This is a genomic window from Haloarcula sp. H-hyl6, assembly GCF_056934455.1.
In genome coordinates this window covers 839172-861451 of record NZ_JBRIIK010000002.1, presented here as the reverse complement: position 1 = coordinate 861451, position 22280 = coordinate 839172, and the positions used below count along the sequence as shown (strand labels likewise).

The window sequence follows — 22280 nt, the reverse complement described above, 5'->3', positions numbered from 1 at the left end:
GAATCTCTCGCCGGCAAGGCGCTTTTCACGTCGATGCCGGCGCAACAGCCCGTCTCGCTGCTCGGCCACACGGCGTCGCTCGTCCGCCAAAGGCTGTCCGGACAGCCTTTCACGTCACGCTTCGCCAGTGACGTTTCATCCGTTCCTCTCTTCGCTTTCCGCTCGTTCGACCCGAGTCAGCGGTCCGCTTCACGTTCGAGGGCACGCTCGAAGTGGGCCGCGGTAATCGTCACCTCGTCGGCGCGTTCGCTCGCCTCGGCGGGCCCCATCTCCTCGGCCGCCTCGCGGATGGCGAGCATCGACGCCTCTCTGACGACGGCTTCGAGTTCGGCCCCGGAGAACCCCTCCGTCTCGGCCGCGAGCGCCGAGAGGGAGACGTCGTCGGCTATCGGCTTGCCGTCGGTGTGAACCGAGAGGATGGCCTCGCGTGCGTCGTGGTCCGGGTTCGGCACCTCGACGTGCTGTTCGAGACGGCCCGGCCTGAGGAGGGCGTCGTCGATGATGTCCCGACGGTTCGTCGCCGCGAGGACGACGAGGTTCGGGTTCTCCGTGATACCGTCGAGTTCGGCGAGCAACTGGGAGACGACCCGCTCGGTCACCTCGTTGCCCTGCCCGCGGTGGCTGGCGATGGCGTCTATCTCGTCCAAGAAGATGATGCTCGGTGCGGTCTGGCGGGCGCGCTCGAACAGTTCTCTCACGGCTTCCTCGCTCTCGCCGACGTAGCGGTCCATTATCTCCGGCCCGGCGACGTGGATGAAGTTCACGTCGCTCTCGCCGGCGACGGCCCGCGCTAGCAGCGTCTTCCCGGTGCCCGGCGGCCCGTAGAGGAGGATGCCGCTCGGAGGGTCCGTCTTCGTCGCCGAGAACAGGTCGCCGTACTCCAAGGGCCACTCGATGGCCTCCGTCAGCGTCTGTTTGACCTCGCTCAGCCCGCCCACGTCGTCGAAGGACACCGCCGGCGACTCGGCGACGTACTCGCGCATCGCGCTCGGTTCGACCGTCGCCAGCGCCGCGTCGAAGTCGCTCTGGCGGACCTCCGCGTCGTTTCGCTCCGCGCGGAGCGACGACATCGCCGCCTCCGTCGTGAGCGAGGCGAGGTCGGCACCGACGAACCCGTGGGTCTGGGCGGCGATGCGGTCCAAGTCGACGTCGTCGCCGATGGGCATCTCGCGCGTGTGGACGTCCAGAATCTCGCGGCGGCCGCCTTCGTCGGGGACGCCGATTTCGATTTCGCGGTCGAAGCGGCCGCCCCGGCGCAGGGCCGGGTCGACGGCGTCGACGCGGTTGGTCGCGCCGATGACGACGACGCGCCCCCTGTCTTCGAGGCCGTCCATCAGCGTCAGCAACTGCGCGACGACGCGGTTCTCCATGTCCGCGTCCTCGTCGCGAGACCCAGCGATGGAGTCGATTTCGTCCACGAAGAGGATGGCCGGCGAGTTCTGCTCGGCGCGGTCGAACGCCTCGCGCAGTCGCTCCTCACTCTCGCCCTTGTACTTCGAGACGATCTCCGGGCCGGAGATGGTGTCGAAGTACGCGTCCACCTCGTTGGCGACGGCGCGGGCGATGAGCGTCTTCCCCGTGCCCGGCGGCCCGTGCAGGAGGACGCCGCTCGGCGGGTCGATTCCCAGCCGTCGGAACTCGTCGGGTTCGGAGAGCGGCATCTCTATCATCTCGCGGATGCGGTCCAGTTCCTCGTCCAAGCCGCCGATGTCCTCGTAGCTGACCCCCGTCTCCGTCTCGGCGGGTCTGGCGTTCGCCGTCTCCGTCGGCCCGTCCGAGTCGTCCGCCGCGTCGTCGTCGGAGTCCTCGATGAGCGGGAGGACCGAGACGTCAGTCCGGTCGGTGACGCGAACCGGTCCCTCCGGGTCCGTCGTCAGGACGCGGAACGTCCCCAACCCGTCGATGTGCGTGCGTTCGTCGGCCTGCACCATCTGGTCGACCAGCCGCGACCGCACCATGTGCTCGTACTCGTCGGCACCCGGCAACGGCTCCATCGGCTGAATGCTGATAGACGCCGCCTCGGTGACCGACCCGGCGCGGACCGTCACTGTGTCGCCGATGTTCACCCCGGCGTTCGCTCGCGTGTCGGAGTCGATTCGCACCGTCGACCCGTCGTCGTCGCCCGGCCACACCTTCACGACGGTCATCCGGTCGCCCTCGATGATGACCGGGGACCCGCTCAGCACCCCGAGTTGGCTGCGCACGGACTCCGGCAGGCGCGCGATTCCGCGCCCGGCGTCGCGCTTGTGCGCGCCCTCCACCGTGAGTTCGACCCCGCCATCGCGTTCGCCGCTCATGCCATCGGCTAGCCGTCCGGTCCTCTTGAGGGTTCCCGTTGTGTCGCGGGAAAACAATTTACGCACGGCCGTCAGACAGACGTACATGGTGGTCACCACCGAGCGCGACGAAATGACCTGGTACAAGTGCGAGACGTGCGGGCTGATGTTCGACGACCAGGACGACGCGCGACAGCACGAGGCCAACTGCGACGACGAGGACCCGTCGTACATCCAGTAGCACGCGTCGCGTTTTTCGAGTTCCGTGGGGGGTGATAGCCGCTGGTGTCACCGGCCGTGAGCGGACGGGCGCTCACTCGCGTCACTCCTCCGCCGGCACGATTTCGTAACTCCGCTCGCCCGTCTGGCGTCCACCTTTTTCCGCTCGGGTGGCTCACACCACCCTTCGCGCAAAAACGTGGGCGAAAAAGCGCTCACTCCTCCGCCGGTACGATTTCGTAACTCCGCTCGCCCATCTCGTCCTCCTCGAAGACGAACACGCGGCCGTCGGCCACCTCGAAGTCGACGTCCACCTCGACGCGCATCTGGTGGTCTCGGACCGTCACGCCGGGGAACAGTTCGTCCTCCTCGCCGTCGTCCAAGATGACGCGGCCCACGCCGCTGGACTCGATGATGTCGTCGTGGGTCCGCAGGTCGTTGACGTAGACGAGGATACCGGTCGTCTCCGTCTCGTCCGTGACGAGGACGTGCGTGTCCTTGCCCGGCGCCGTCCTGACGCTCTCCTCCGCTTTCGCCGGGACGCCGTGGTAGAAGGCGGTCCGGCCGTCGAGGTACTCCACGGCGATGCCGTCCTCGGTGAGTTCGATGGAGAGGGTGTCCGGCGCTAGGTCGGAACGGTTGCTCATACCCCTCGTTCCCGCCGCTGGTGGAAAAACGACCCGTTGTCGCGGTGACCGCTTTCGCAGATGGTAAATAGCCCCGGACGGGAGAACTGAGCGATGGAAGGTACGGCAGCAGCACCGGCCGCCGGCACGGTGCTCAACGCACTCGCCACCGGCCGCGGGTCGGCGTTCGCCATCGACGAGTACACCACCGCCACCGTCGAGGTGTCCACCGACGAGGAGGGCGTGACCGGCGAGGTAGCCGGCGCCCCCGACGCCGACACCCGCCTCGTCGAGCGGTGCGTCGAGTTCGTCCTCGACGCCCACGGCGGGGCAGTCGGGACGCCGCCCGCCGTCGGCGGGCACGTCCGCACGGAGAGCGACGTCCCGATGGCCTCCGGCCTCAAGAGTTCGAGCGCGGCGGCCAACGCGACGGTGATGGCGACGTTGGACGCTCTCGGCGCGACCGACCGGATGACCCGGGAGGACATGGCGCGCCTCGGCGTGATGGCCGCCCGCGACGTGGGCGTCACCGTCACCGGTGCGTTCGACGACGCCTCCGCCTCGATGCTCGGCGGCGTCACCGTCACCGACAACGACAGCGACGACCTGTTGTCCCGCGAGGAAGTCGACTGGGACGTGCTCGTCTGGACGCCGCCGGAGCAGTCGTTCTCCGCGGACGCCGACGTGGAGCGCTGTCGCCAGATTGCACCGATGGCACGCCTCGTCGAAGAGATGGCACTCGACGGGGACTACGAGCGAGCCATGACGGTCAACGGCCTCGCGTTCTGCGCGGCGCTGGAGTTCGACACCGAACCCATCTTCGAGGGACTGGGCCACGTCGAGGGCGTCTCCCTGTCGGGCACCGGCCCCTCGTTCACCGCCGTCGGCGAACGCGACGCGCTGGAGGGACTGCGAGACCAGTGGGCCGACCGGCCCGGCACGACGCTGCTGACCACCACACAGACGGAGGGAACCCACACAGTATGAGTTCGAACACGAGCCCCGAGGACATGTCGCTGGACGAACTGCGCGAGGAGATTCGCAACATCGACCGAGAGATAGTCGAGAAGATAGCCCAACGAACCTACGTCGCCGACACCATCGCGCAGGTCAAAGCCGAGAAGGGCCTGCCGACGACGGACGAGGAACAGGAACAGGCCGTGATGGACCGCGCCGGCGAGAACGCCGAACGGTTCGACGTCGACGCGAACCTCGTGAAGGCGATGTTCCGCCTCCTCATCGAGTTGAACAAGGTCGAACAGCGAGAGAACCGGTAACGCGCCGTCTCCGACCAGTCGCCCGTCCGCACGGTCACCGCCTCAGGTCGGCGGGCCGTCGAGCACACCGAGTTGGACGTAGAAGTCGAGCGTGTCCTTTTTGGCCCGCACCGATGCGATGTGTCCGTCCTCGATACGGTAGAGCGCCCACTCCTCGTAGGCCACAGTGTTGCCGGTGGGGTCGATACCCTCGTAGTCCCCTTCGTGCGTCCCGGAGACACGCCAGCGCACGAGGACGGTGTCGCCCTCCGCTACGAGTTCCTCCGTCGTCGCCTCGACGTCAGGAAAGGCGTCGAAGAAGGCCCACTCGGAGTCGATGAGCGCCTCCTTCGGGTGTGTCTCGCCGGACTCCGGGAACGCCAGTACGTCAGCGTACAGGGCGTCCATCTCCTCTCTGTCTCGGTCGTTCCACGCCGCCGTAAGTCGCCGAACGAGGTCTTTGTTGGCTGTCGTCGTCATGATGTACAGCGACGCCGTCGGACGCCGCCGGTGGGTTCGCTCTCTCGCCGCCGAGGAGCTAGTGGTACGTGTTACGCTGACAACCGTAATGAACTAGTCTGTCAGAGCGGGCGTCGAGAGCGTCGCCGCCGTGTCAGTACTCCCAGAGGCGGTCGATTCTGTCTTCGACGTCGGGACACGCCGCACGGAGCGCCTCGACGCTCGTCTCGCCGCCGACGTTGACGACGTGCACCTCACCGCGGCGGCCGCCGTACACGTCTTGGAAGTCGTACACCACGCCGACGACGTCGACGTCGTCGGAGACGTCCTCGCTCTCGAGCAGGTGCTCGACCTGCCGGTCGACGTTGTACTCGACGAGTCGGTTGATGGCTCCGACCCGGTCCACCTCGTCGGGAAGCGCCTCGACGCCGCCTTCGAGGTGCGGTTTCAGCAGGTCGATGCAGTGTTCGATGCCCGGGGGTTCGTCGAGACCGTCGGTCAGCGCGTCGTACGTCGCCGTGACCGCGCCGCACCCGGTGTGGCCGACGACGACGGCCGTCTTTGTCCCCGTGTGTGCGAGCGGGTAAAGCACGTCCCCCGAGACCACGTCCCCCTCGACCGTCCGCTGGACCACTCGGTTCCCGATGTTCCCACACGTAAAGAGATGGCCGGGTTCGTCGTTCCCGAAGATGGCGTCCTGCAGGACCCGCGAATCAGAGCAGCAGACGGTGACCGCCTCCGGATGCTGAGCATCCTGTACGTCGTCGAACCGCGACTGGAACGTCTCGGCGTGGGCGTCGTTGCGCTCCAGTAGGTCGAGGACCGTCTCGTTCATACTCGGAGGACACGACCAGCCGTTTTGGGTTTATCGCTCTCACGGGGGAAACGGGCATCGTCGACTGCCGGTATGAGGGACCCCCCTGCCGAGTATTAACAACCCATAAGCGTCGAATCGTCCAAGCTACGCCAGAGATGTTACACGGCGAGGCGCTCGGTCTCCTCATGGGGGCGGTGGCACTGGGTGCCGTTCACGGTATCGAACCGGGTCACGGGTGGCCGGTGGCGGCATCGTACGCGCTCGACCAGTCGAACAAGTGGCTGTACGGCTTCGCGGCGAGTCTGCTCATCGGCGTCGGTCACCTAATCAGCAGCATCGCGATGGTGGCCGTGTTCTTCTACGCGAAGTCCTACTTCGAACTGACGCAGGTCAACGAACCGCTGACACTGGTACAGGGTGTCCAGATAGGCGGCCCGGTGAGCATCGTCGCCGGCGTCCTCTTGATAGCGCTGGGTATCCGCGAGTACAGACACGGCCACTCCCACGACCACAGTGGACACGGCCACGAAGAGGGGGAACACGCTCACGGCGAACACGGCCACTCTCACGACCACGCCGAGGGGGGACTATCGAAGTTCGACGACGGTCGACACGCTCACGACCACGGGCGAGCAGGCGGTCACGAGCACGCACACGAGGGCGCACACGGCCACCACGACCACGGTGAGAGCGGCGGTGTCCTCGGCAGAGTGGGAGCGGCCCTCCCGTTCGTCGGCGGCCACTCTCACTCCCACGGTCACGGCTCCTTCGACGACGCCACCGACCGCGGGATGCTCGGCATCGCGTGGTTCGCGTTCCTCCTCGGGTTCGCCCACGAAGAGGAGTTCGAGATAATCGCGATGTGCGCCGGGTCGAACCACTGTCTCGAGTTGATGAGCGCGTACGCGCTGACGGTCATCGTCGGCATCGTCGGCTTTACCCTCCTGTTGCTGGCCGGCTACCACCACTTCGAGGAGACAGTCGAGCAGTACACGGGTTATCTCCCGGTGTTCTCGGCCGTCGTCCTCGTGGTGATGGGCCTCGGGTTCGTGGTCGGCCTGTTCTGATTAGGGGGCCGTCGCGAACCGGTACGTGTCGTAGCCGGCGTACGAGACGAGGGCGACGCTCGTGACGATGCCGGCAAGCCCGGCGACCAGTCCCAACCGCCAGTAGGTCCAGATGCCGGCCCCGAGCAACGCCCCGGCGAGGAGGAACAGGACTGCGAGTCTGACCGCCCGTGCGATGTCGGTGTTCACGGAGTGGCCTTCGGGAGACGGCGGCAAATAGCTTCGGCGGCCGTCGTGGGACCACTCACCGACCCGGGAGGAGGCCGGCGACGCGGTTCCAGACGGGGCTGAGTTCCGTCGCGAGTGCCCGCCGTTTCAGCAGGACGAACCCGCCGAAGATGAGGAGGAACCCGACCACGTCGAGCAGTTCGAGCGTCTCTTCCAGCGCTACCCACCCCGCGACGGCGGCGAATATCGGCGCGGCGTAGGAGACGAGGTTGATTTCGATGGCACCGAGTCGAGCCAGCAGGTCGAAGTAGACGACGTACCCCATGGCGCTGGCGAAGACGGCCAGATAGACGAGGGCGACGACGCCGACGAGGGTGAACTGGGCGTCCCCGAGGGACTCTGTCGGCAGGCCGAAACTGATAGCGTGGAGCAAGGCGGCACCGAGGACGTTCGACCACGCCACCATCCCCTCCGGCGAGATGTCGCCGTCGATGCGCTGGACGAGGACGCTCCCGAGTGCCACTGAGGCCGCCGCGAGGAGGACCAATCCGGGCCAGATGGCCTCGTTTCCCAGTAGGTTCGACGGGTCCGGGCGAGCGACCAACACGACGCCCCCGAAGCCGAGCAGCAACCCCACGGTTCCGACCGCGGTCAGGCGTTGGTCGGGGAGGAACAGCCGAGAGAACACCGTCGAGAGGATTGGGCTCATCCCGACGAGGATGGCGGCGACGCCACCGGTGACGCCCGTCTCCCCGACGAAGAGGAAGGCGTTGTACAGCGCGATGATGAGCGTCCCCTCGACGAGTAGCGTGAGCCAGTCCGCCCGGGTCCGGGGGAGCCAGTACTCCGAGGTGACGGCGGCGTAGCCGAGCATCAACGCGGCGGCCACGTCGTACCGGACCGCGGCGAACAGCACCGGCGGGAACGCGTCGAGGCCGGCCTTGATGGCCATGAACGACGTGCCCCAGACGGCGGCCAGAAGCGTGAACAGGACGGCAGACCGACGCTCGCTCATATCGGAGGGTACCGCGGCGAGCGGATAACGCTGACCATCCCGGAACTCAGTCCAGGGCGTGCCACACCGTCGCCGAGAGGTACAGCGACGCGACCAACCCCACGGAGACGACCAGCCAGTAGGTCGCGAGGCGGTAGAGGACGACGCCGGCCGCGGCGAGTTCGGGGGGCGCACCGGTCAGCACGCTCAGGACGGCCGTCAGTCCCACTTCGGTACTCCCGAGACCGCCCGGCGTCGGGAGCAACGTGGCGAGGCCGCTGGCCGGCGTCAGAAACAGCGCGAGGCCGACGGGCAGGTCGACGCCGACGGCGGCGAACCCGAACAGGAGCGCGTACGAGAACGCGAGCCACCCCATCACCGCGAGCGTCGAAGCCAACACGAGGCGGCGGGTGTCGTCCGTCGCGGCCCCGAAGGCGGCGAGGAACGACTCGACGCCGTTCTCGACCCGCCGCGGTGCCAACGTCCGGTCGACTCGGGTCGAGACGCGGCCGACGGTGGCCCGGACCAGCGCGGCGGTGTGTTCGACCAGCGCGGCGACGAGGTGCCGCCGGTACGCGAGGACGGCCCCGCCGACGACGAGAGCGAGCACCGCAGCGGCCAGCATCGAGAGGACGAGTGGGCCGTCGAGGCCGGGGAGGGGGCTAATCAGTAGCGCCGTCAACCCCATCGTGGCCACGCCCAGCGACCCGGCGAACACCAGCAGTTCGCTCGCCGTGACGGCGGCGAACACCTCCCGAAAGCGCCTGTCGAGGTCCTCCGCGAGGACGTACGCGAGGATGGCCGACCCGCCGACGTTGCCGAGCGGCAGGACCTGCTTGCCGAACGTTCCGGAGAGGTAGCCCAACTGGACGCGGTGGCGGGGCAGCGACCCGTCGATGCCGTCGATGACGGCCGCCGTCGTGAGGCTCCAACAGAGCTGTGCCAGCAGCGCAACGAACGCGGCGAGGGCGACCAGCGCGGGGTCGGCGTCGGCCACTGCCGCCGCCGTCGCGGAGACGTCCAGCGAGAGAGACAGGGCTGTAAACAGCGCGAGGGCCACCCCGACGCCGAGGAACAGCCGCCGCGAACCGGTCTGTTCGGCCGTGACGGTCGCCATCGGGTTACGTTCGACCGCGGGCGGGTATCAATCTACGGGCGGTCGTCGCGCTCGTAGGTCTGGGCCAACGCGTCCAGCGCCTCGTGGTGTTCGGTCGTGTGCGGGGCGGTCAGCGGCGAGACGCTCACCTTCCCGTCGACGACGGCGCGGCGGTCAGTCCCCTCGGGGTCGGGGATGTCGCCGTCGGCCATGCGCTCCCAGATGCGGTCGTGGAGCGTCACGGCGTCCCCGTCGCGGACGGCGTCCATCTCGTACAGGCGGGACGGGCGGGTCACTTCGATGGGGGCCGCGCCCCACTCCGCAACGGGGGCGTTGACGTTGAGGTAGTCGCACTGCTCGAAGACTCCCGCCCCGAGCGCGTGGTCCGCGAGATACGAGGTGGCGCGGACCGCCTCCTCGTAGCTGTCGCCGTCGGCCTCGATGTCCGAGAAGGCGGCGTCCTCCCTGACCGGGATGTACATCGAGACGGCGATGGCGGGCACGTCGAAGAACGTCGCCTCGACGGCGGCGCTCACCGTGCCCGAGCGCCCGAGGACGTACGCGCCGAGGTTCGCACCGCGGTTACAGCCCGCGACCACGAGGTCCGTCTCCGGGACGAGCGCTTCGAGGCCGGCGACGACGCAGTCGGCCGGCGTCCCGTCGACGACGTACCCCATCTCGTGGTCCCGGACGTCCACCTCGTGTGAGATGGCGCGGCCCACGGCGCTCTGGTCTTCGGCCGGCGCCACCGCGGTCACGTCACCGACCTCGGACAGACCCTCGTACACCGCTCGCAACCCGACGCTCTCGATGCCGTCGTCGTTCGTCAGCAGGATGGTCGGCTCGTCGTCCATGGGACGTCTGGGGCCGTCGGCGAGAAAAACGTACTGCTCACGTCTCTCTGGCCGCCCGTCGTCGGGTCCTACCGCGCTCGGTCCACCGTCGTCTCGCCGTCGACGACGACGTTGTACGCCTCCTCGTCGTCGTTCCAGAGGACCAGCGCGTTCTGGAGCGAGAGGAGGTCGCCGTAGTCGGCGTCTCCGAGGTCGTCGTTCAGGAGCGACGGTTCCGTGACGACGGCGAAGTGGTCGACCGTCTGGCTCCCGTCGCCGAGGAGGTACAGCGGGTTCGACCCCGCCTCTGAGAGGTCGTGACTGAGCTTCAGTGCCAGCAGGTTCACGCGGTCGGTTACGTAGCTCTCCGCGTCGGCCATCGGCGCGTGGGTGCCGCGGTCGGGCGTCATCTCGATGCTCCGCTCGTCGTCCTTCCGGAGGACGCTGTAGGCGTACTGGACGTCGACGTTCACGAACTCGCCGGTCCCCCCGGCGACGTCGTCCAGTCGCCGCTGCATCGGGGGGACTTCGAGGTCGGGTTTGCGGTCGAACGACCACGACTCGCTCTCCGGGGATTGGTGGGGCCACAGACGGACTGTCGGGCCGTACACCGTCGCCGGCCCCTCGTCGGCGACGGCGCGCTCTATCTCGCGCAGTCCCGTCGCGGTGTTCCGGTCGGCGGGTTCCAGCGCTACCACCGTCCCGTCCTCCGCAACGGCGTCGAGGTGTCGCTCCACGACGGCCACCGGGTCGCCCAGTTCGTTCAGGACGTTCCCGAACAGGACGAGGTCGAACGGGCCGTCCGCCTCGACGGCGTCGTCGAGGTCGAACGCCTCCGCCGTCTCCCGGTGGACGGTGACATCGACGTTCGGACCAGCCTCGTCGAGAAGCGACTCCAGTACGTCCGCGGCGGCGCTCGGTTCGACCGCGTGGTAGTCCACGAGCGCGTCGTCCGGCAGGAGGTCGAGGAGTCCGAGCGCCGGGCCGCCGACGCCGGCACCCACGTCGAGGACGCGCAGTCGGGACGGGAGCAACCCGTCGGCCAGCAGGTCCGCGAGGACGTACTGCGCCACGGCGTAGTAGTCCGGCAGGTGGTAGACGGCGTAGCCGAGGGCGGTCAGGTCGTCGTAGGTCACGTCGTCGCGCTGGAGGTATCGCTCTTTCACGTCGCGGATGCGCTCGCGCAGGCGGTCGCCGCTGTCGCCGCGCTCCCAGTCGGGGCCGTAGGCGTCGGTGAGCAGACTCTCGACCCGCCGGACGTACTCCTCGGGGAACCGCTCGACCCCGTGGAAGGGGGCGTCCGGCGAGAGGGGGCCATCGGGTGCCGGGACGAAGGTGCCGTCGCCCTGTTCGACGAGTCCGAGCGAGACGGCCTCCTCCCGGAGCACCTGTCGGACGACCGCCGGGTGTGGCTGGCCGTCGACGTACTCGAATATCTCCTCGGGGTCGACGGGTCGGACGTTCCGGAGGTACTGTGCGTTCTCGCGTATCTGCTGGCGCGTCTCGCTGTTCATGATAGCTCCTCGTACAGCGCGGTGAACGCCTCGGGGTCGGCGTCGGCGATTTCTCGGGCCGCATCGGCGACGCTCTCTGCGCCCTCGAACGTGCGCTGGATGTCGGCGTAGACGTGCGCGTCGCCGCCCGTCACCTGTTTGACGAGGTCCGCGAGGCCGCCGGAGACCGGCGTGTGGAAGCGCTCGGGGACGTCGTCGGCGGCCATCGCGTACGCGAGGACGGCCGCGTGTGCGCCGGCCTGTACCGTCTCCATCGCCTGGTCGTGTTCGGCCGCGGTCGTCTCGAAGACGTCGTTGCCGGCCGCCGAGAGCGCGCCCAGCAGCGTTTCGAGCGCCGCGCCGTCTGCGTCCATGACGACGGCCACGTTGCCGGGCGCGTTCTCCGGGGCGAACAGGGGGTGGAGGCTGGCCCGCGCCGCGTCGGGTGCCGCCTCCGCCATCGCCGCCAGCGGGTCGGTCATACTGCCGGTCACGTCGACGACGGCGTCGGTGGCGAGCGGGGCGTACTCGGCGACCACGTCGGCGGCCACCGGCATCGGCACGGCGACACAGACCACGTCGAAGGGTTCGTCTGTGCCGCGTGGCACGGTCCGACCGTCGACGGCGTCGGCCGCCCGTTCGGCCGCGTCGCTGTCGGTGTCGGTGAAAGCGAATGTCGCGTCGGCGTGGTCGCGCAGGGTCCGGGCGACCCACTGCCCCATCGACCCGGCGCCGACGACGAGGACGTTCATGCGACGAGCGTAGCCCGGCGCCTCTCAAAAGCCGTTCGGTCACTCCCCCGCGCCGAGCCGTTGGACAACTGCCGATGTCGGCGTAGACGTGCGTCGAATCGCCAGCCGGCAGGCGGCCCACCCCTCCTAAACGCTTATCCGTCGGCCCCGAGTCGTCAGAGGCATGAAGCGCGTTCGATTCCGCGACTCGGCGGGGAACGTCCGCGGCGGCCGCTGGACCGTCGAGGACGGCGAACCAGTCGTCACCGCGGCCGCAGGCCCCTACGGTCGCATCGCCTTCGGGGACGAGACGTACGCTCCCGAGGACGTGGACATCCTGCCGCCGTGTGAGCCGACCAAAATCGTCTGTATCGGCCGCAACTACGCCGACCACGCCGACGAGATGGGCAACGACGTCCCGGACCGGCCGATGCTGTTCCTGAAGGCTCCGAACTCCGTCGCCTCCCACGGCAGTCACCTCACGCTCCCCTCGGGGAAGGAACGCATCGACTTCGAGGCGGAACTCGGCGTCGTCATCGGCGAGCAGTGCAAGAACGTCAGCGAGTCGGGCGCGATGGACGTCGTCGCCGGCTACACCTGTCTCAACGACATCTCGAACCGCGACGACCAGAACGTCGAACAGAACTGGGTCCGCGGGAAGGCCTTCGACAACTCCTGCCCCATCGGCCCCCTCGTGGCGACGCCGGAACACGTCCCCGAGGACGCGACAATCGAGAGCCGCGTCAACGGCGAGGTCAAGCAGTCCTCCTCCCGGGACCACCTCATCTTCTCCGTCGAGGAACTAATCGCCGAGATAACCGAATACATGACCCTCGAACCCGGCGACGTCATCGCCACCGGGACGCCGGAGGGCGTCGGTCCGCTCGAAGACGGCGACGAGGTGGAGATAGAGGTAGAGGGCATCGGCACGCTGAAACACTCCGTGAAGATTCCCTGACTCTCGGCCCCGTCCGCCCGCCCGTTCTGCGATGACAACGCCTAAGTTTAGGCTCGCCTAACCGCTGGCGAGATGGACCGTACGCCGGAGTCACGGGCGGACGTCTGCGTCGTCGGTGCCGGACCGGCGGGGGCGCTCGTCGCCAGCAGACTCGCCAGCGACGGCCGCGACGTGGTCGTTCTGGAGGCCGGTCCGCGGTTCGACGCCGACGAGCGAGAGCGACGGATGGAGGAGGCAATCCGGCCCGCCCACGGCGGGTCCGTCTGGGACATGGGCGGGCCGCGGGACGCGTTCTCGGCCAGCGGCGAGCAGTACTACCCGCTCAACGCCGCCCGCGTGAAGGGCGTCGGCGGGTCGACGCTCCACTGGCAGGGGATGGTGATGCGCCTCCACCCCACCGACTTCGACGGGGGCCACGACAACGACGACCCGGCGTGGCCGATTAGCTACGACGACCTGCGGCCCTACTACGCCGAGGCGGAGCGAGCGATGGGCGTGGCCGGCGACGCCGACAACCCGTTCGCGCCGCCCCGAGATGGGCCGTACCCACTCCCGGGATTCCCGCCGTCCTACAGCGACTCGCTGTTCGCCGAGGCCTGCGAGTCGCTGGGTATCTCGATGCACGCGGTGCCCAACGCTCGCAACTCCGAGTCCTACGACGGACGCGGACCCTGTGTCGGGTACGGCACCTGTCAACCCGTCTGTCCCTCGGGGGCGAAGTACGACGCGAGCGTCCACGTCGAGGACGCCGAATCGGAGGGCGCGACGGTCGTCGACAGGGCCCCTGTCCAGCGCCTCGAAACTGACGGTGAGGGCCGCGTGACCGCCGCCGTCTACGCGACGCCCGACGGGACCGAACACCGACAGGCGGCCCGCGAGTTCGTCCTCGCGGCCGGCGGCGTCGAGATTCCCCGTCTCCTCTTGCTCTCGCGTTCGGCGGACCACCCGGACGGCCTCGCCAACTCCTCGGGCCTCGTCGGTCGGTACTTCATGGACCACCTCTTCGTCGGCGCGGGCGGAACGCTGGACCAGCGCACCCGGCAGAACCACGTCGGGTTCATCACGAGCGAGTGCCACCAGTTCTACGACGACCCCGGACAGGCCGTCGAACGGGTCGCAGACGGCGAGACGGTGGTTCCGGGCACCACAGACCCGCTTTCGCCCATCAAACTGGAGTTCCTGAACTACGCCGGCCCCTCGCCCGTCGAGTTGGCCCTCTCGGCCGACGAGTGGGGCGACGCGTTACTGGGCGGTCTCCGCGACGCGTACGGCAACAGCATCGCCATGGGCGGACTCGTCGGCCAACCGCCCAGAAAGGAGAACCGCGTGACCCTCGACACGTCGACGACGGACGACCACGGCAATCCCGTGCCCGACATCGAGTGGTCGTGGGGAGGACGAGTCCGGCGGTCGATGGGCCGTGCCAACGACGTCCAGCACGCGATTCTCCGCGAACTGGGCGTCGATATCTCGTGGACCGCCGGCCCGGACGGCGAGGGGTCCGGCCCGGCCTACCACCACATGGGGACGACTCGGATGGGGACCGACCCCGAGACGAGCGTCGTGAACCCGCAGTTACGGACTCACGACGTGGCGAACCTCTCTGTGGCGTCGTCGTCGGTATTCGTCACCGCCGGGTCGCTGAACCCGACGCTCACCATCGGGGCTCTCGCGCTGAAGTGCGCCGACCACGTCGCCGAACGGCTCTGAGCCGGGTCGTCACTTCCGTTCGCCGCCGTCTTCCACCACGGCCGTCGCACGACTACCGGGTTCTCGCTGGGTACCCGTCCCGACGTCGAACGACGCCAACAGCGTCCGGAGACGGTCGGCCTGTTCGCTGAGCGACTCGACGTTCGCGCTCACCTGCGACATGGAGGCCGCCTGTTCCTCGGCGGCCGCGGAGGCGTTCTCCGCCTCGGTGGCCGTCGTCTGACTGATGTCGGTGACCTCCTCGACCATCGAGGCCGCCTCCTCGGTGCTCGCGGCTTGGTCCTCGGTCGTGTCGCGTATCTCTTGGATGCCGTCGTCCGTCTCCTCGGCGTTCTCGGCGACCTGTCCGAACGCGTCGAGGACGTCCTGTACCGCCGTCACGCTCTCCTCCATGTAGCGGTCGGCCTCTCGCGCGCGTTCGACCGTCGTCTCTGTCTGCCTCTGGGTCTGCTCGATGAGTTGCTCTATCTCGGTTGCGGACGCCTGGGTCTCCTCTGCCAACTGCTTCACCTCGTTCGCGACGACGGCGAAGCCGTTTCCGCTCCCACCGTCGCCGGCGCGTGCCGCCTCGATGTTCGCGTTCAGTGCCAGCATGTTCGTCTGCTCCGCGACGTCGCTGATGAGTTCGATGATGTCCCCGATTTCTGCCATCTGTTCTTCGAGGGCCTCGACGTTCTCAACCGTCGCGTCGATTGCGTCCTGCACGTCCCGGGCGTCCTCGATGGCGTCGGTCGCCGTCCGCTCGCCGTCTTCGGCGATTTCGGTGGTCTCGTGGGACCGCTGTGCGACCGTCTCGGCGGAGGCGGCGACCTCCTCGACCGTCGCCGACAGGTCGGTCATCTCCCCGGATACCTGTTCGAGCATCTCCCGCTGTTCGGTCGCCCCGCCGGCTATCTCTTGGATGGCCTCTCCCACTTCCTCACTGGCCTGTCGTGCCTCTGCGGTCCCGGTGTCGGCTTCCTCGCTCGTCGTCGTGACCGTCTCGGCGAACGACTGTATCTCCTGCATCGCCGACGCCGTCTCGTCGAGCATCTCGTTGAACGACTCCGCTATCTGGCTCATGGCCTCGCTCTCGCTCTCGGGGTCCAACCGGACGGTCAGGTCACCCTCGGCGGCCTGTGCCATCGCGGCGCTGTAGGCGTCGGCCTTCGTTTCGAGGTGGGTGACCAGTTCTTCGACCTCCGCCTGTCTGGCCTCGGCCTCGGCCTTCAGTTCCTCGGCCTCGGCCTTCTCGGCGGCTATCTGCTCGCGCTTGGCTTCGAGGTTCTCGACCTGTTCGGTCTTCTCGCGCACCTCTGCCAGTTTCTGCTGGGCCTCCTCGCGGGACTGCTCTGTCGAGTACCAGTGGGCCATCAGCGCACCGGCCAGTCCCAGAACGAACACGCCGTGGATGAGTCCCCACACCCACGGGTTTTGGATGGCCGCCGTGTGGTTGTACACGCGTTCGGGGTTTATCATCCCGAAGATGCCGTGCGTGAGGACGACGTAGCCGATGCCGAGCGCGAACGGTACCCAGTCCTCGTAGACGGCGATGACCGCCATCCCGACGAAGAAGTAGAAGTGTGCCTCGATGAACCCGCCAGAGAAGTGGACGAGGACGACGGAACAGGAGAGGAGGGCCGTCGACGCCAGTGCGGTCCGGACCCGCCGTCCGAGGCGCGGGAGGGTCGCTAAGCCGGCGATGCCGACGACGATGCCGAGTTCGAACAGGACGGTCGTCAGCGGAATCGCCGGAATCGTCGCCCCGGTGACCAGCGACTCCGTCCCTTCGTACAGTCCCAGCAACAGGAGAAACGGTACGTTGAGGAGAATGAACAGGAGGATGTTCCGGTGACGGTTTCGCCACGTCTGGTCGGGAATCGTGTCGCCTGCCGGAATGTATCGCACGAACTCCCGAACTCTCCCTGCCGAGTTACCGCCGCCTAGACGGTCGGTCGCTGGACTGGTCGTATCGCTCATACGTGTTCCGCGGATAGCGTGAAGAAAGTTGTTTCTGCCCCACTATCACAGGTAGTAATGGTATTGTTGTCAATTTTATACTACGGCAGTCTGGAGTGGCAACATGGGAATCTACGGCTGGTCTACCCCGCTTCCGTGTTCCCGAGCCACCTCCGCAGAGCGGGGTTCGCTGGTGCCCTCAGTAGTACAGGCCGAGGATGGCTCCGGCGTTGACGAGGAGGAGGACGGCGACCAGCGACGCCCCGAGGAGGAACGGCCGGGCGTTGCGGGCGGGTTCTCGGACCTTCTGCTGTGCGAACCCGTCCGAGAGTTTCGACGTCCCGACTTCGACCAGTCCGGCCAGCGCGAACCAGAGGACGACCATCGTGACGACGAGGTGTCCTTTGCCGGTCCCCGTCAGCGACGTCGGCGTGTACCGCGTCGCGGCGAGGTGGCCGCCGGTGACGAACAGTAGGAGGGCGCTGGCCCGCGAGACGGTCTGCAGTTTCCCCGTCACGGTCGACAGTGGGCCGGGCCGTGTGTTGCCGTCCATCGCCGTCGGGAGGACGGCGTAGGTGGTGAACAGTACGCTCCCGGACCAGAGGCCCGCGAAAATCAGGTGCGTCGCGAAAACCGCGGCGTCGACAGCGCTCATGCTCGTGGGGTTGGACGCGGGGGTCTTGAACGCCCCGAAATCGGCAGGCGTCCAGCCGTCAGGAACCGTCGAAGGCGTCCTCGAAGGCCTGCACCTCGCCGCCCATCTCCAGGTCCCGTACGTCCGCCGTCTCGGCGGTCGTCGGCCGACCGCCCTCGGCGTCGCGGTCCAACTGGTCGATGAGATGGACGAACGACCCCGGGTCCGGAACGAGGAAGATGCGGAGCGAGAAGGCCACGTCGCTGTCCTCGATGTCGACCAGCGAGTCCAACACGATGGTCAGCGAGTCCCGGCGGACGTGGGAGAGAGCGTCGTCGGCGACGGCCGTCGCCTCGGCCTGTTCGACGGTGGGGGTACCCATGTCGATGGTCGTCTCCAACGTGTTCGCGATGCCGTCGATGAACCCGGAGGTGAGGATGTTACACATCTCCTGCATCGCCGACTCGTGGAGTTGGGTGAACTCGGACTCGACTTCCATCCCCGTCATCAACTGGGCTATCTCGGCGGCCGTCTCCGTCGAGAACGTCATCATGAAGACGCCGTAGGGCGGTTCGGCGAGTCTGACGCGAGCGCTGTATATCTCCCCGCTCCCCATCTCCGTGGGGATGTCACCGGGTTGGACGAACGAGAGGCTCTTTATATCGACGGCGGCGTCGACGCCGGCCAGCGTCGACAGTGAGTCCGCCACGCTCTCGGACCCCTCCTTGATGAGGCGGTTGATGACGGTCAGTTTCCGGACGTCGATGAGGAGTGGCATCGCCTATCGCCATGTCATGGTACACCGTATTATTGTCTTTCGGTGGCCCTGAAACGAACGCGGTGCGTCGCGGACGAGGCGAGTTGACCGGTCGCCGGCCTCGACAGGTGGGCACGCTTAAGCCGCCCCACCCGCTTGGCACATCCATGGAACCACGGGACCTCTCCGCTCACACTGTCTACCGGGCGGGCCGCGGTATCGAGGAAGTCGCCCGGGAACTCGGTCTCGACCCGGACGAGATGGTGAAACTCGCGTCGAACGAGAACATGTTCGGCCCGAGTCCGCGGTCCGTCGACGCCATCCGCGACGCCGCCGAGCGAATGCACTCCTATCCGAAGTCCTCTCACGCGGACCTCGTCGAGGAACTCGCCTCGAAGTGGAACGTGGACGCGGAACAGGTGTGGCTCTCGAACGGCGGCGACGGGGCGCTCGACTGTCTCGCCCGGGCGATGCTGGAACCCGGCGACGAGGTACTCGTCCCGGACCCCGGCTTCGCCTACTACGCGATGAGCGCGCGCTACCACCACGGCGAGGTCAACGAGTACTCGCTGTCGAAGGCCGAGGACTTCGCACAGACGGCCGACACCGTGCTGAAAGACTACGACGGCGAGCGCATCGTCTACCTGACCAGCCCACACAACCCGACGGGCGCGGAGTTCGCCACCGACGCGGTCCGGACCATCGCCGAGGAGACGGACGAGGAGACGCTGGTCCTCGTCGACGAGGCCTACGGCGAGTTCAGCGACTCGCCGAGCAAGCGGTCGCTACTCGACGAACGGGACGACGTGGCGCTCCTGCGGACGTTCTCGAAGGCGTACGGACTGGCCGGCGTCCGCCTCGGCTACGCGCTCGTCCCTGATGCGTGGGCCGACGCGTACGCCCGCATCAACACGCCGTTCTCGGCCAGCGAACTGGCCTGCCGGGCCGGCCTCGCGGCCCTCGCCGACGACGAACACGTCGAGCGCTCCGTCGAGACAGCCGCGTGGGCCCGCGAGTACATCCACGACAACTTGGCGGCCGACACGTGGGACAGCGCGGGGAACTTCGTCCTCGCGGAGGTCGGTGACGCGTCGGCCGTCGCCGAAGCCGCACAGGAGGAGGGCGTCATCGTCCGCGACTGCTCGTCGTTCGGCCTCCCCGAGTGCATCCGCATCACCTGCGGCACCGAGGAGGACACCGAACACGCCGTCTCGGTCCTGAACGAGGTCATCGAGGTGGTCGAGGCGTGAGAGTCGCTGTCACCGGGACACCGGGCACGGGCAAGACGACGGCGACGGACCTGCTCGAGACGGACCTCGACGTGCTCCACCTCAACGAGGTCATCAAAGAGGAGGGGTTCTCGACGGGCCGCGACGAGGAGCGCGGGAGCCTCGTCGCGGACATGGACGCCGTCGCCGACTGGCTGGACGGTCGCGACGACGTACTGTTCGAGTCGCATCTGGCCCACAACTTCGAGGCCGACCGCGTACTCGTCCTGCGGGCCCACCCCGACACCGTCGTCGAGCGGTTGCGCGGACGGGGCGACTCGGACTCGAAGGCCTACGAGAACGCCGAGTCCGAGGCGCTCGACGTGATTCTCTCCGAGGCCGTCCACCGCCACGGCACCGAGAACGTCTACGAGATAGACACGACCGACCGCGACCCGGACGAGGTGGCCGACGCCGTCGAAGCGGTCCTCGCGGACGCGGTCGAACCGAGCGCCGGCACCGTCTCCTACGTCGACTGGCTATGACGCTGGACAGGTTCCGCTCGGTCGCCGACCGTGCGCTCGGCCCGTTCGTCGGGGCCGCGAAGTCGGTGGGACTCTCGCCGAACGGCGTCAGCGTCATCGCGTTCCTCCTCGCCGGGGCGGCCGGCGGCGTCTACGCCCTCGCCTCGGGTGACTCGCTCCTCTACCTCGCCGGTGCCGTCCTCGTCTTCCTGAACGGGTGGCTGGACCTCGTCGACGGTGCGCTGGCACGCGAGATGAACGTGGCCTCCGACGCAGGGGACTTGCTGGACCACGTGTTGGACCGCTACGCCGACATCGTCATCATCGTCGGTCTCGCGGCCGGTCTGGACCGGTGGGTGCTGGGCATCGCCGCCGTCACGGGCGTCCTCATGACCTCTTACCTCGGGACGCAGGCGCAGGCGGTCGGTCTGGACCGCGTCTACGGCGGTCTGCTCGGTCGAGCGGACCGCCTGGCCCTCGTCGGCGTCGTCACCGGCGTCGCAGCGTTCGTCAACCCGTCGGTGCTCGCCCTGACGCTCGTGGGTTGGCTCCTCGTCGTCTTCGCCGTCGTCGGACACGTCACCGCGCTGCAGCGGTTCTACTACTCGATGCAGGCGCTGGACTGAGCCCAACGCACCATTTATACCGTGCCCTCTCCAACCCCGCTGTATGGTACAGTGCGAGATGTGCGGGAAGGAGGTCTCGTCTCCCAACCGCGTGAAAATCGAGGGCGCTGAACTCGACGTCTGCGACGAGTGTACCGACTTCGGTACCGAGGTGAAGACGCAGGACTCCTCGTCGTCCACGTCGACCAAGTACTCGACGTCGTCGAGTAGCGGGGGGTCGTCCTCGTCTTCGTCGTCTTCGTCGACCTCCTCGTCCGGCGGCGGTCGCCGGCGGGACATGTTCGACGAGATGGACGAGATAGCACAGGACTTCGACGACCAGATTCGACAGGCACGCGAGTCGAAGGGGCTGAGTCAGGCCGACCTCGCAAAGCAACTCAACGAGAAGGCCAGCCTCATCCGAAAACTCGAACAGGGCAACTCGCTGCCCAGCGACGACGTCCGCGAGAAGATAGAGCGCGCGCTCGGCATCGACTTGAGCGCCGGCGGTGGGACCGACGACACCGAGTGGTCGGGGGGCAGCAGCAGCGGGGAGTACACCCTCGGAGACGTGGTCGAGCGGAAAGACTAGAGCCGAAGGTCCTGCTCTTCGACGTCTAACTCGGCGGCGAGCGCGTCGACCCGTTTCTCGATGTCGGCTATCTCCGACTGGAGTCGCTGGTACTGCTCGCTCCCGTCCAGTTCGGTCTGGGTCTTCTCGACCTGCAGGACGTTGCGCTTCAGTTTCCGCGAAGTGAGCTTCTGGAGTTGGTCGTTGTAGGTCGCAATCTTGTCCAGTCGCTCGACCACGTCGGTCAGGTCCTCGCGGGTCACCGGCTTGACGAGGTAGTCGTCGACGCCCATGTCGATGATGTCGAAGTCGGGGTTGACCGCGGTCACCATCGCCACTCGGCACTCGAGGCCGCGCTCCTCGATTTCGGCCAGTACCTCGTTGCCGGAGACGACCGGCATCCGTCGGTCCAGAAGCACCACGTCGACGTCGGACGACAGCATGGCGATGCCCTCCTCGCCGCTGTACGCCGTCTGGACGTCGTACCGGTCGGTGAGGTAGTCGGTGTAGAGGTCCGCGAGGTGCTGTTCGTCTTCGACGATGAGTACAGTCGGCGTCTCGTCCCCGGAGGTCACGGCTTGTCTCTCGGGGTCTTTCGAGTCCAGCGTCTTAACGCTCACTCATGCCGTCTGGCGGACCGTGCCAATCCCTCGCTCGCAACCTATTTGCCGCCGGCCTCCGGTGAGGTGTGTATGTTCGTACTCGTCAACCTCAAAGCGTACCCGTGCGACCCAATCGAAGTAGCAACCGCCGCGGCCGACGTCGCCGACGACTCCGGCGTCCGCGTGGCCGTCGCGCCGCAGGCTGCCCACATCGACGCCGTGGCCGACACGGGCGTCGAGACGTGGGCCCAGCACGTCAGCCCGAACGAACACGGGAGCCACACGGGCAGCACCCTCGCCGAAGCGGTCGCCGACGCCGGCGCGGTCGGGACCCTGCTCAACCACTCCGAGAACCGCCTCAAACTCGCCGACATCGACGCCTCGCTGGACGCGGCCGAGCGGGCGGACCTCGAAACCATCGTCTGTGCGAACAACCCCGACCAAATCGGCGCGGCCGCGGCCCTCGGCCCGGACGCCGTCGCCGTCGAACCGCCGGAACTCATCGGCACCGGCACGCCCGTCAGCAAGGCCGACCCCGACATCGTGACCGGTGCTGTCGACGCCGCCGCGCGCGTCGACGGCGACGTGGACGTGCTCTGCGGGGCCGGCATCTCGACCGGCGAGGACCTCGTCTCGGCGTCGGACCTCGGTGCGACCGGCGTCTTGCTGGCCAGCGGCGTCGCGAAGGCGGACGACCCGCGGGCCGCGCTCGAAGACCTCGTCGAACCGCTGAACTGA

Annotated in this window: 25 protein-coding genes; 11 read left to right on the top strand and 14 right to left on the bottom strand. The window is 67.8% G+C overall.

The window, feature by feature from the left end; genetic code table 11:
- Window positions 1-176 precede the first annotated feature (176 nt).
- Window positions 177-2297, bottom strand: coding sequence for a CDC48 family AAA ATPase (locus Hhyl6_RS18045; RefSeq protein WP_483740633.1), 2121 nt, complete (start codon window positions 2295-2297; stop codon window positions 177-179).
- An 85-nt stretch (window positions 2298-2382) separates the two neighbouring features.
- Between Hhyl6_RS18045 and Hhyl6_RS18040 the strand changes: the two genes are divergently transcribed.
- Window positions 2383-2517 (top strand): DUF7128 family protein, encoded by a 135-nt coding sequence (locus tag Hhyl6_RS18040; protein ID WP_255491942.1) that lies wholly within the window; start codon window positions 2383-2385, stop codon window positions 2515-2517.
- A gap of 193 nt (window positions 2518-2710) precedes the next feature.
- Here Hhyl6_RS18040 and Hhyl6_RS18035 read toward each other — a convergent pair whose 3' ends face one another.
- Window positions 2711-3142 carry a DUF5796 family protein gene (locus tag Hhyl6_RS18035; RefSeq protein ID WP_483740632.1) on the bottom strand — a complete coding sequence of 144 codons (432 nt, stop codon included), beginning with the start codon at window positions 3140-3142 and terminating at the stop codon, window positions 2711-2713.
- A 93-nt stretch (window positions 3143-3235) separates the two neighbouring features.
- Here Hhyl6_RS18035 and Hhyl6_RS18030 point away from each other — a divergent pair, with 93 nt between their 5' ends.
- Window positions 3236-4108, top strand: a complete 873-nt coding sequence (locus Hhyl6_RS18030) for a shikimate kinase (RefSeq protein ID WP_483740631.1) — start codon at window positions 3236-3238, stop codon at window positions 4106-4108.
- Window positions 4105-4398 carry a chorismate mutase gene (locus tag Hhyl6_RS18025; RefSeq protein WP_483740630.1) on the top strand — a complete coding sequence of 98 codons (294 nt, stop codon included), beginning with the start codon at window positions 4105-4107 and terminating at the stop codon, window positions 4396-4398. Before Hhyl6_RS18030 ends, Hhyl6_RS18025 begins: the two co-directional genes overlap by 4 nt.
- A gap of 42 nt (window positions 4399-4440) precedes the next feature.
- Here the strand turns inward: Hhyl6_RS18025 and Hhyl6_RS18020 are convergent, their stop codons facing one another.
- Window positions 4441-4857, bottom strand: a complete 417-nt coding sequence (locus Hhyl6_RS18020) for an ester cyclase (RefSeq protein ID WP_483740629.1) — start codon at window positions 4855-4857, stop codon at window positions 4441-4443.
- A gap of 133 nt (window positions 4858-4990) precedes the next feature.
- Window positions 4991-5671: a carbonic anhydrase gene (locus tag Hhyl6_RS18015; RefSeq protein ID WP_483740628.1), complete on the bottom strand. Its 681-nt coding sequence runs from the start codon at window positions 5669-5671 to the stop codon at window positions 4991-4993.
- Between the two features lie 137 nt (window positions 5672-5808).
- Between Hhyl6_RS18015 and Hhyl6_RS18010 the strand changes: the two genes are divergently transcribed.
- Window positions 5809-6720, top strand: coding sequence for a hypothetical protein (locus Hhyl6_RS18010; protein WP_483740627.1), 912 nt, complete (start codon window positions 5809-5811; stop codon window positions 6718-6720).
- Here the strand turns inward: Hhyl6_RS18010 and Hhyl6_RS18005 are convergent, their stop codons facing one another.
- The 6 genes from Hhyl6_RS18005 to Hhyl6_RS17980 form a co-directional block, all read right to left on the bottom strand.
- A complete protein-coding gene (locus Hhyl6_RS18005; protein ID WP_483740626.1) occupies window positions 6721-6909 on the bottom strand; it encodes a hypothetical protein in 189 nt (62 codons plus the stop codon).
- 55 nt (window positions 6910-6964) lie between these two features.
- On the bottom strand, window positions 6965-7903 hold the full coding sequence (locus tag Hhyl6_RS18000; protein WP_483740625.1) for a DMT family transporter: 939 nt from the start codon (window positions 7901-7903) through the stop codon (window positions 6965-6967).
- Window positions 7904-7949: 46 nt separating this feature from the next.
- Window positions 7950-8999, bottom strand: a complete 1050-nt coding sequence (locus Hhyl6_RS17995; protein WP_483740624.1) for a flippase-like domain-containing protein — start codon at window positions 8997-8999, stop codon at window positions 7950-7952.
- A gap of 32 nt (window positions 9000-9031) precedes the next feature.
- The gene (gene surE / locus Hhyl6_RS17990; protein ID WP_483740623.1) at window positions 9032-9832 is read right to left on the bottom strand and encodes a 5'/3'-nucleotidase SurE; all 801 of its coding nucleotides are present in this window, start codon (window positions 9830-9832) and stop codon (window positions 9032-9034) included.
- Window positions 9833-9900: 68 nt separating this feature from the next.
- Window positions 9901-11325, bottom strand: coding sequence for a DUF8157 domain-containing protein (locus tag Hhyl6_RS17985; RefSeq protein WP_483740622.1), 1425 nt, complete (start codon window positions 11323-11325; stop codon window positions 9901-9903).
- Window positions 11322-12056, bottom strand: coding sequence for a prephenate dehydrogenase/arogenate dehydrogenase family protein (locus Hhyl6_RS17980; protein WP_483740621.1), 735 nt, complete (start codon window positions 12054-12056; stop codon window positions 11322-11324). The genes Hhyl6_RS17985 and Hhyl6_RS17980 overlap by 4 nt, the downstream gene beginning before the upstream one ends.
- Window positions 12057-12219: 163 nt before the next feature.
- On the opposite strand from Hhyl6_RS17980, the gene Hhyl6_RS17975 reads away from it, so the two are divergent.
- Window positions 12220-12993 (top strand): fumarylacetoacetate hydrolase family protein, encoded by a 774-nt coding sequence (locus Hhyl6_RS17975; RefSeq protein WP_483740620.1) that lies wholly within the window; start codon window positions 12220-12222, stop codon window positions 12991-12993.
- A gap of 72 nt (window positions 12994-13065) precedes the next feature.
- Window positions 13066-14703, top strand: coding sequence for a GMC family oxidoreductase (locus tag Hhyl6_RS17970; protein WP_483740619.1), 1638 nt, complete (start codon window positions 13066-13068; stop codon window positions 14701-14703).
- Window positions 14704-14712: 9 nt separating this feature from the next.
- Here the strand turns inward: Hhyl6_RS17970 and Hhyl6_RS17965 are convergent, their stop codons facing one another.
- From Hhyl6_RS17965 to Hhyl6_RS17955, 3 genes are all read right to left on the bottom strand, one after another.
- On the bottom strand, window positions 14713-16662 hold the full coding sequence (locus Hhyl6_RS17965) for a methyl-accepting chemotaxis protein (protein ID WP_483740618.1): 1950 nt from the start codon (window positions 16660-16662) through the stop codon (window positions 14713-14715).
- A 178-nt stretch (window positions 16663-16840) separates the two neighbouring features.
- Complete coding sequence (locus tag Hhyl6_RS17960) at window positions 16841-17296, bottom strand: transporter (RefSeq protein ID WP_483740617.1); 456 nt, start codon at window positions 17294-17296, stop codon at window positions 16841-16843.
- 58 nt (window positions 17297-17354) lie between these two features.
- Complete coding sequence (locus Hhyl6_RS17955; protein ID WP_483740616.1) at window positions 17355-18053, bottom strand: chemotaxis protein CheC; 699 nt, start codon at window positions 18051-18053, stop codon at window positions 17355-17357.
- 146 nt (window positions 18054-18199) lie between these two features.
- Between Hhyl6_RS17955 and hisC the strand changes: the two genes are divergently transcribed.
- The 4 genes from hisC to Hhyl6_RS17935 are packed head-to-tail and all read left to right on the top strand — an operon-like array spanning window position 18200 to window position 20961.
- Window positions 18200-19282, top strand: coding sequence for a histidinol-phosphate transaminase (hisC, locus tag Hhyl6_RS17950; protein ID WP_483740615.1), 1083 nt, complete (start codon window positions 18200-18202; stop codon window positions 19280-19282).
- Window positions 19279-19785, top strand: coding sequence for an adenylate kinase family protein (locus Hhyl6_RS17945; RefSeq protein ID WP_483740614.1), 507 nt, complete (start codon window positions 19279-19281; stop codon window positions 19783-19785). Before hisC ends, Hhyl6_RS17945 begins: the two co-directional genes overlap by 4 nt.
- Window positions 19782-20390: a CDP-alcohol phosphatidyltransferase family protein gene (locus Hhyl6_RS17940; RefSeq protein ID WP_483740613.1), complete on the top strand. Its 609-nt coding sequence runs from the start codon at window positions 19782-19784 to the stop codon at window positions 20388-20390. Before Hhyl6_RS17945 ends, Hhyl6_RS17940 begins: the two co-directional genes overlap by 4 nt.
- A 43-nt stretch (window positions 20391-20433) precedes the next feature.
- The gene (locus Hhyl6_RS17935) at window positions 20434-20961 is read left to right on the top strand and encodes a multiprotein bridging factor aMBF1 (protein WP_483740612.1); all 528 of its coding nucleotides are present in this window, start codon (window positions 20434-20436) and stop codon (window positions 20959-20961) included.
- Here Hhyl6_RS17935 and Hhyl6_RS17930 read toward each other — a convergent pair.
- Window positions 20958-21515 (bottom strand): response regulator transcription factor, encoded by a 558-nt coding sequence (locus Hhyl6_RS17930; protein WP_483740611.1) that lies wholly within the window; start codon window positions 21513-21515, stop codon window positions 20958-20960. The two genes, Hhyl6_RS17935 and Hhyl6_RS17930, sit on opposite strands and share 4 nt — an antisense overlap.
- 117 nt (window positions 21516-21632) lie before the next feature.
- On the opposite strand from Hhyl6_RS17930, the gene tpiA reads away from it, so the two are divergent.
- Window positions 21633-22280 (top strand): triose-phosphate isomerase, encoded by a 648-nt coding sequence (gene tpiA, locus Hhyl6_RS17925; RefSeq protein ID WP_483740610.1) that lies wholly within the window; start codon window positions 21633-21635, stop codon window positions 22278-22280.

Coding starts and splice junctions, on each gene's coding strand:
- Hhyl6_RS18045 (WP_483740633.1), bottom strand. CDS start 2,297: ATGAGCGGCGAACGCGATGGCGGGGTCGAACTCACGGTGGAGGGCGCG.
- Hhyl6_RS18040 (WP_255491942.1), top strand. CDS start 2,383: ATGGTGGTCACCACCGAGCGCGACGAAATGACCTGGTACAAGTGCGAG.
- Hhyl6_RS18035 (WP_483740632.1), bottom strand. CDS start 3,142: ATGAGCAACCGTTCCGACCTAGCGCCGGACACCCTCTCCATCGAACTC.
- Hhyl6_RS18030 (WP_483740631.1), top strand. CDS start 3,236: ATGGAAGGTACGGCAGCAGCACCGGCCGCCGGCACGGTGCTCAACGCA.
- Hhyl6_RS18025 (WP_483740630.1), top strand. CDS start 4,105: ATGAGTTCGAACACGAGCCCCGAGGACATGTCGCTGGACGAACTGCGC.
- Hhyl6_RS18020 (WP_483740629.1), bottom strand. CDS start 4,857: ATGACGACGACAGCCAACAAAGACCTCGTTCGGCGACTTACGGCGGCG.
- Hhyl6_RS18015 (WP_483740628.1), bottom strand. CDS start 5,671: ATGAACGAGACGGTCCTCGACCTACTGGAGCGCAACGACGCCCACGCC.
- Hhyl6_RS18010 (WP_483740627.1), top strand. CDS start 5,809: ATGTTACACGGCGAGGCGCTCGGTCTCCTCATGGGGGCGGTGGCACTG.
- Hhyl6_RS18000 (WP_483740625.1), bottom strand. CDS start 7,903: ATGAGCGAGCGTCGGTCTGCCGTCCTGTTCACGCTTCTGGCCGCCGTC.
- Hhyl6_RS17995 (WP_483740624.1), bottom strand. CDS start 8,999: ATGGCGACCGTCACGGCCGAACAGACCGGTTCGCGGCGGCTGTTCCTC.
- surE (WP_483740623.1), bottom strand. CDS start 9,832: ATGGACGACGAGCCGACCATCCTGCTGACGAACGACGACGGCATCGAG.
- Hhyl6_RS17985 (WP_483740622.1), bottom strand. CDS start 11,325: ATGAACAGCGAGACGCGCCAGCAGATACGCGAGAACGCACAGTACCTC.
- Hhyl6_RS17980 (WP_483740621.1), bottom strand. CDS start 12,056: ATGAACGTCCTCGTCGTCGGCGCCGGGTCGATGGGGCAGTGGGTCGCC.
- Hhyl6_RS17975 (WP_483740620.1), top strand. CDS start 12,220: ATGAAGCGCGTTCGATTCCGCGACTCGGCGGGGAACGTCCGCGGCGGC.
- Hhyl6_RS17970 (WP_483740619.1), top strand. CDS start 13,066: ATGGACCGTACGCCGGAGTCACGGGCGGACGTCTGCGTCGTCGGTGCC.
- Hhyl6_RS17965 (WP_483740618.1), bottom strand. CDS start 16,662: ATGAGCGATACGACCAGTCCAGCGACCGACCGTCTAGGCGGCGGTAAC.
- Hhyl6_RS17960 (WP_483740617.1), bottom strand. CDS start 17,296: ATGAGCGCTGTCGACGCCGCGGTTTTCGCGACGCACCTGATTTTCGCG.
- Hhyl6_RS17955 (WP_483740616.1), bottom strand. CDS start 18,053: ATGCCACTCCTCATCGACGTCCGGAAACTGACCGTCATCAACCGCCTC.
- hisC (WP_483740615.1), top strand. CDS start 18,200: ATGGAACCACGGGACCTCTCCGCTCACACTGTCTACCGGGCGGGCCGC.
- Hhyl6_RS17940 (WP_483740613.1), top strand. CDS start 19,782: ATGACGCTGGACAGGTTCCGCTCGGTCGCCGACCGTGCGCTCGGCCCG.
- Hhyl6_RS17935 (WP_483740612.1), top strand. CDS start 20,434: ATGGTACAGTGCGAGATGTGCGGGAAGGAGGTCTCGTCTCCCAACCGC.
- tpiA (WP_483740610.1), top strand. CDS start 21,633: ATGTTCGTACTCGTCAACCTCAAAGCGTACCCGTGCGACCCAATCGAA.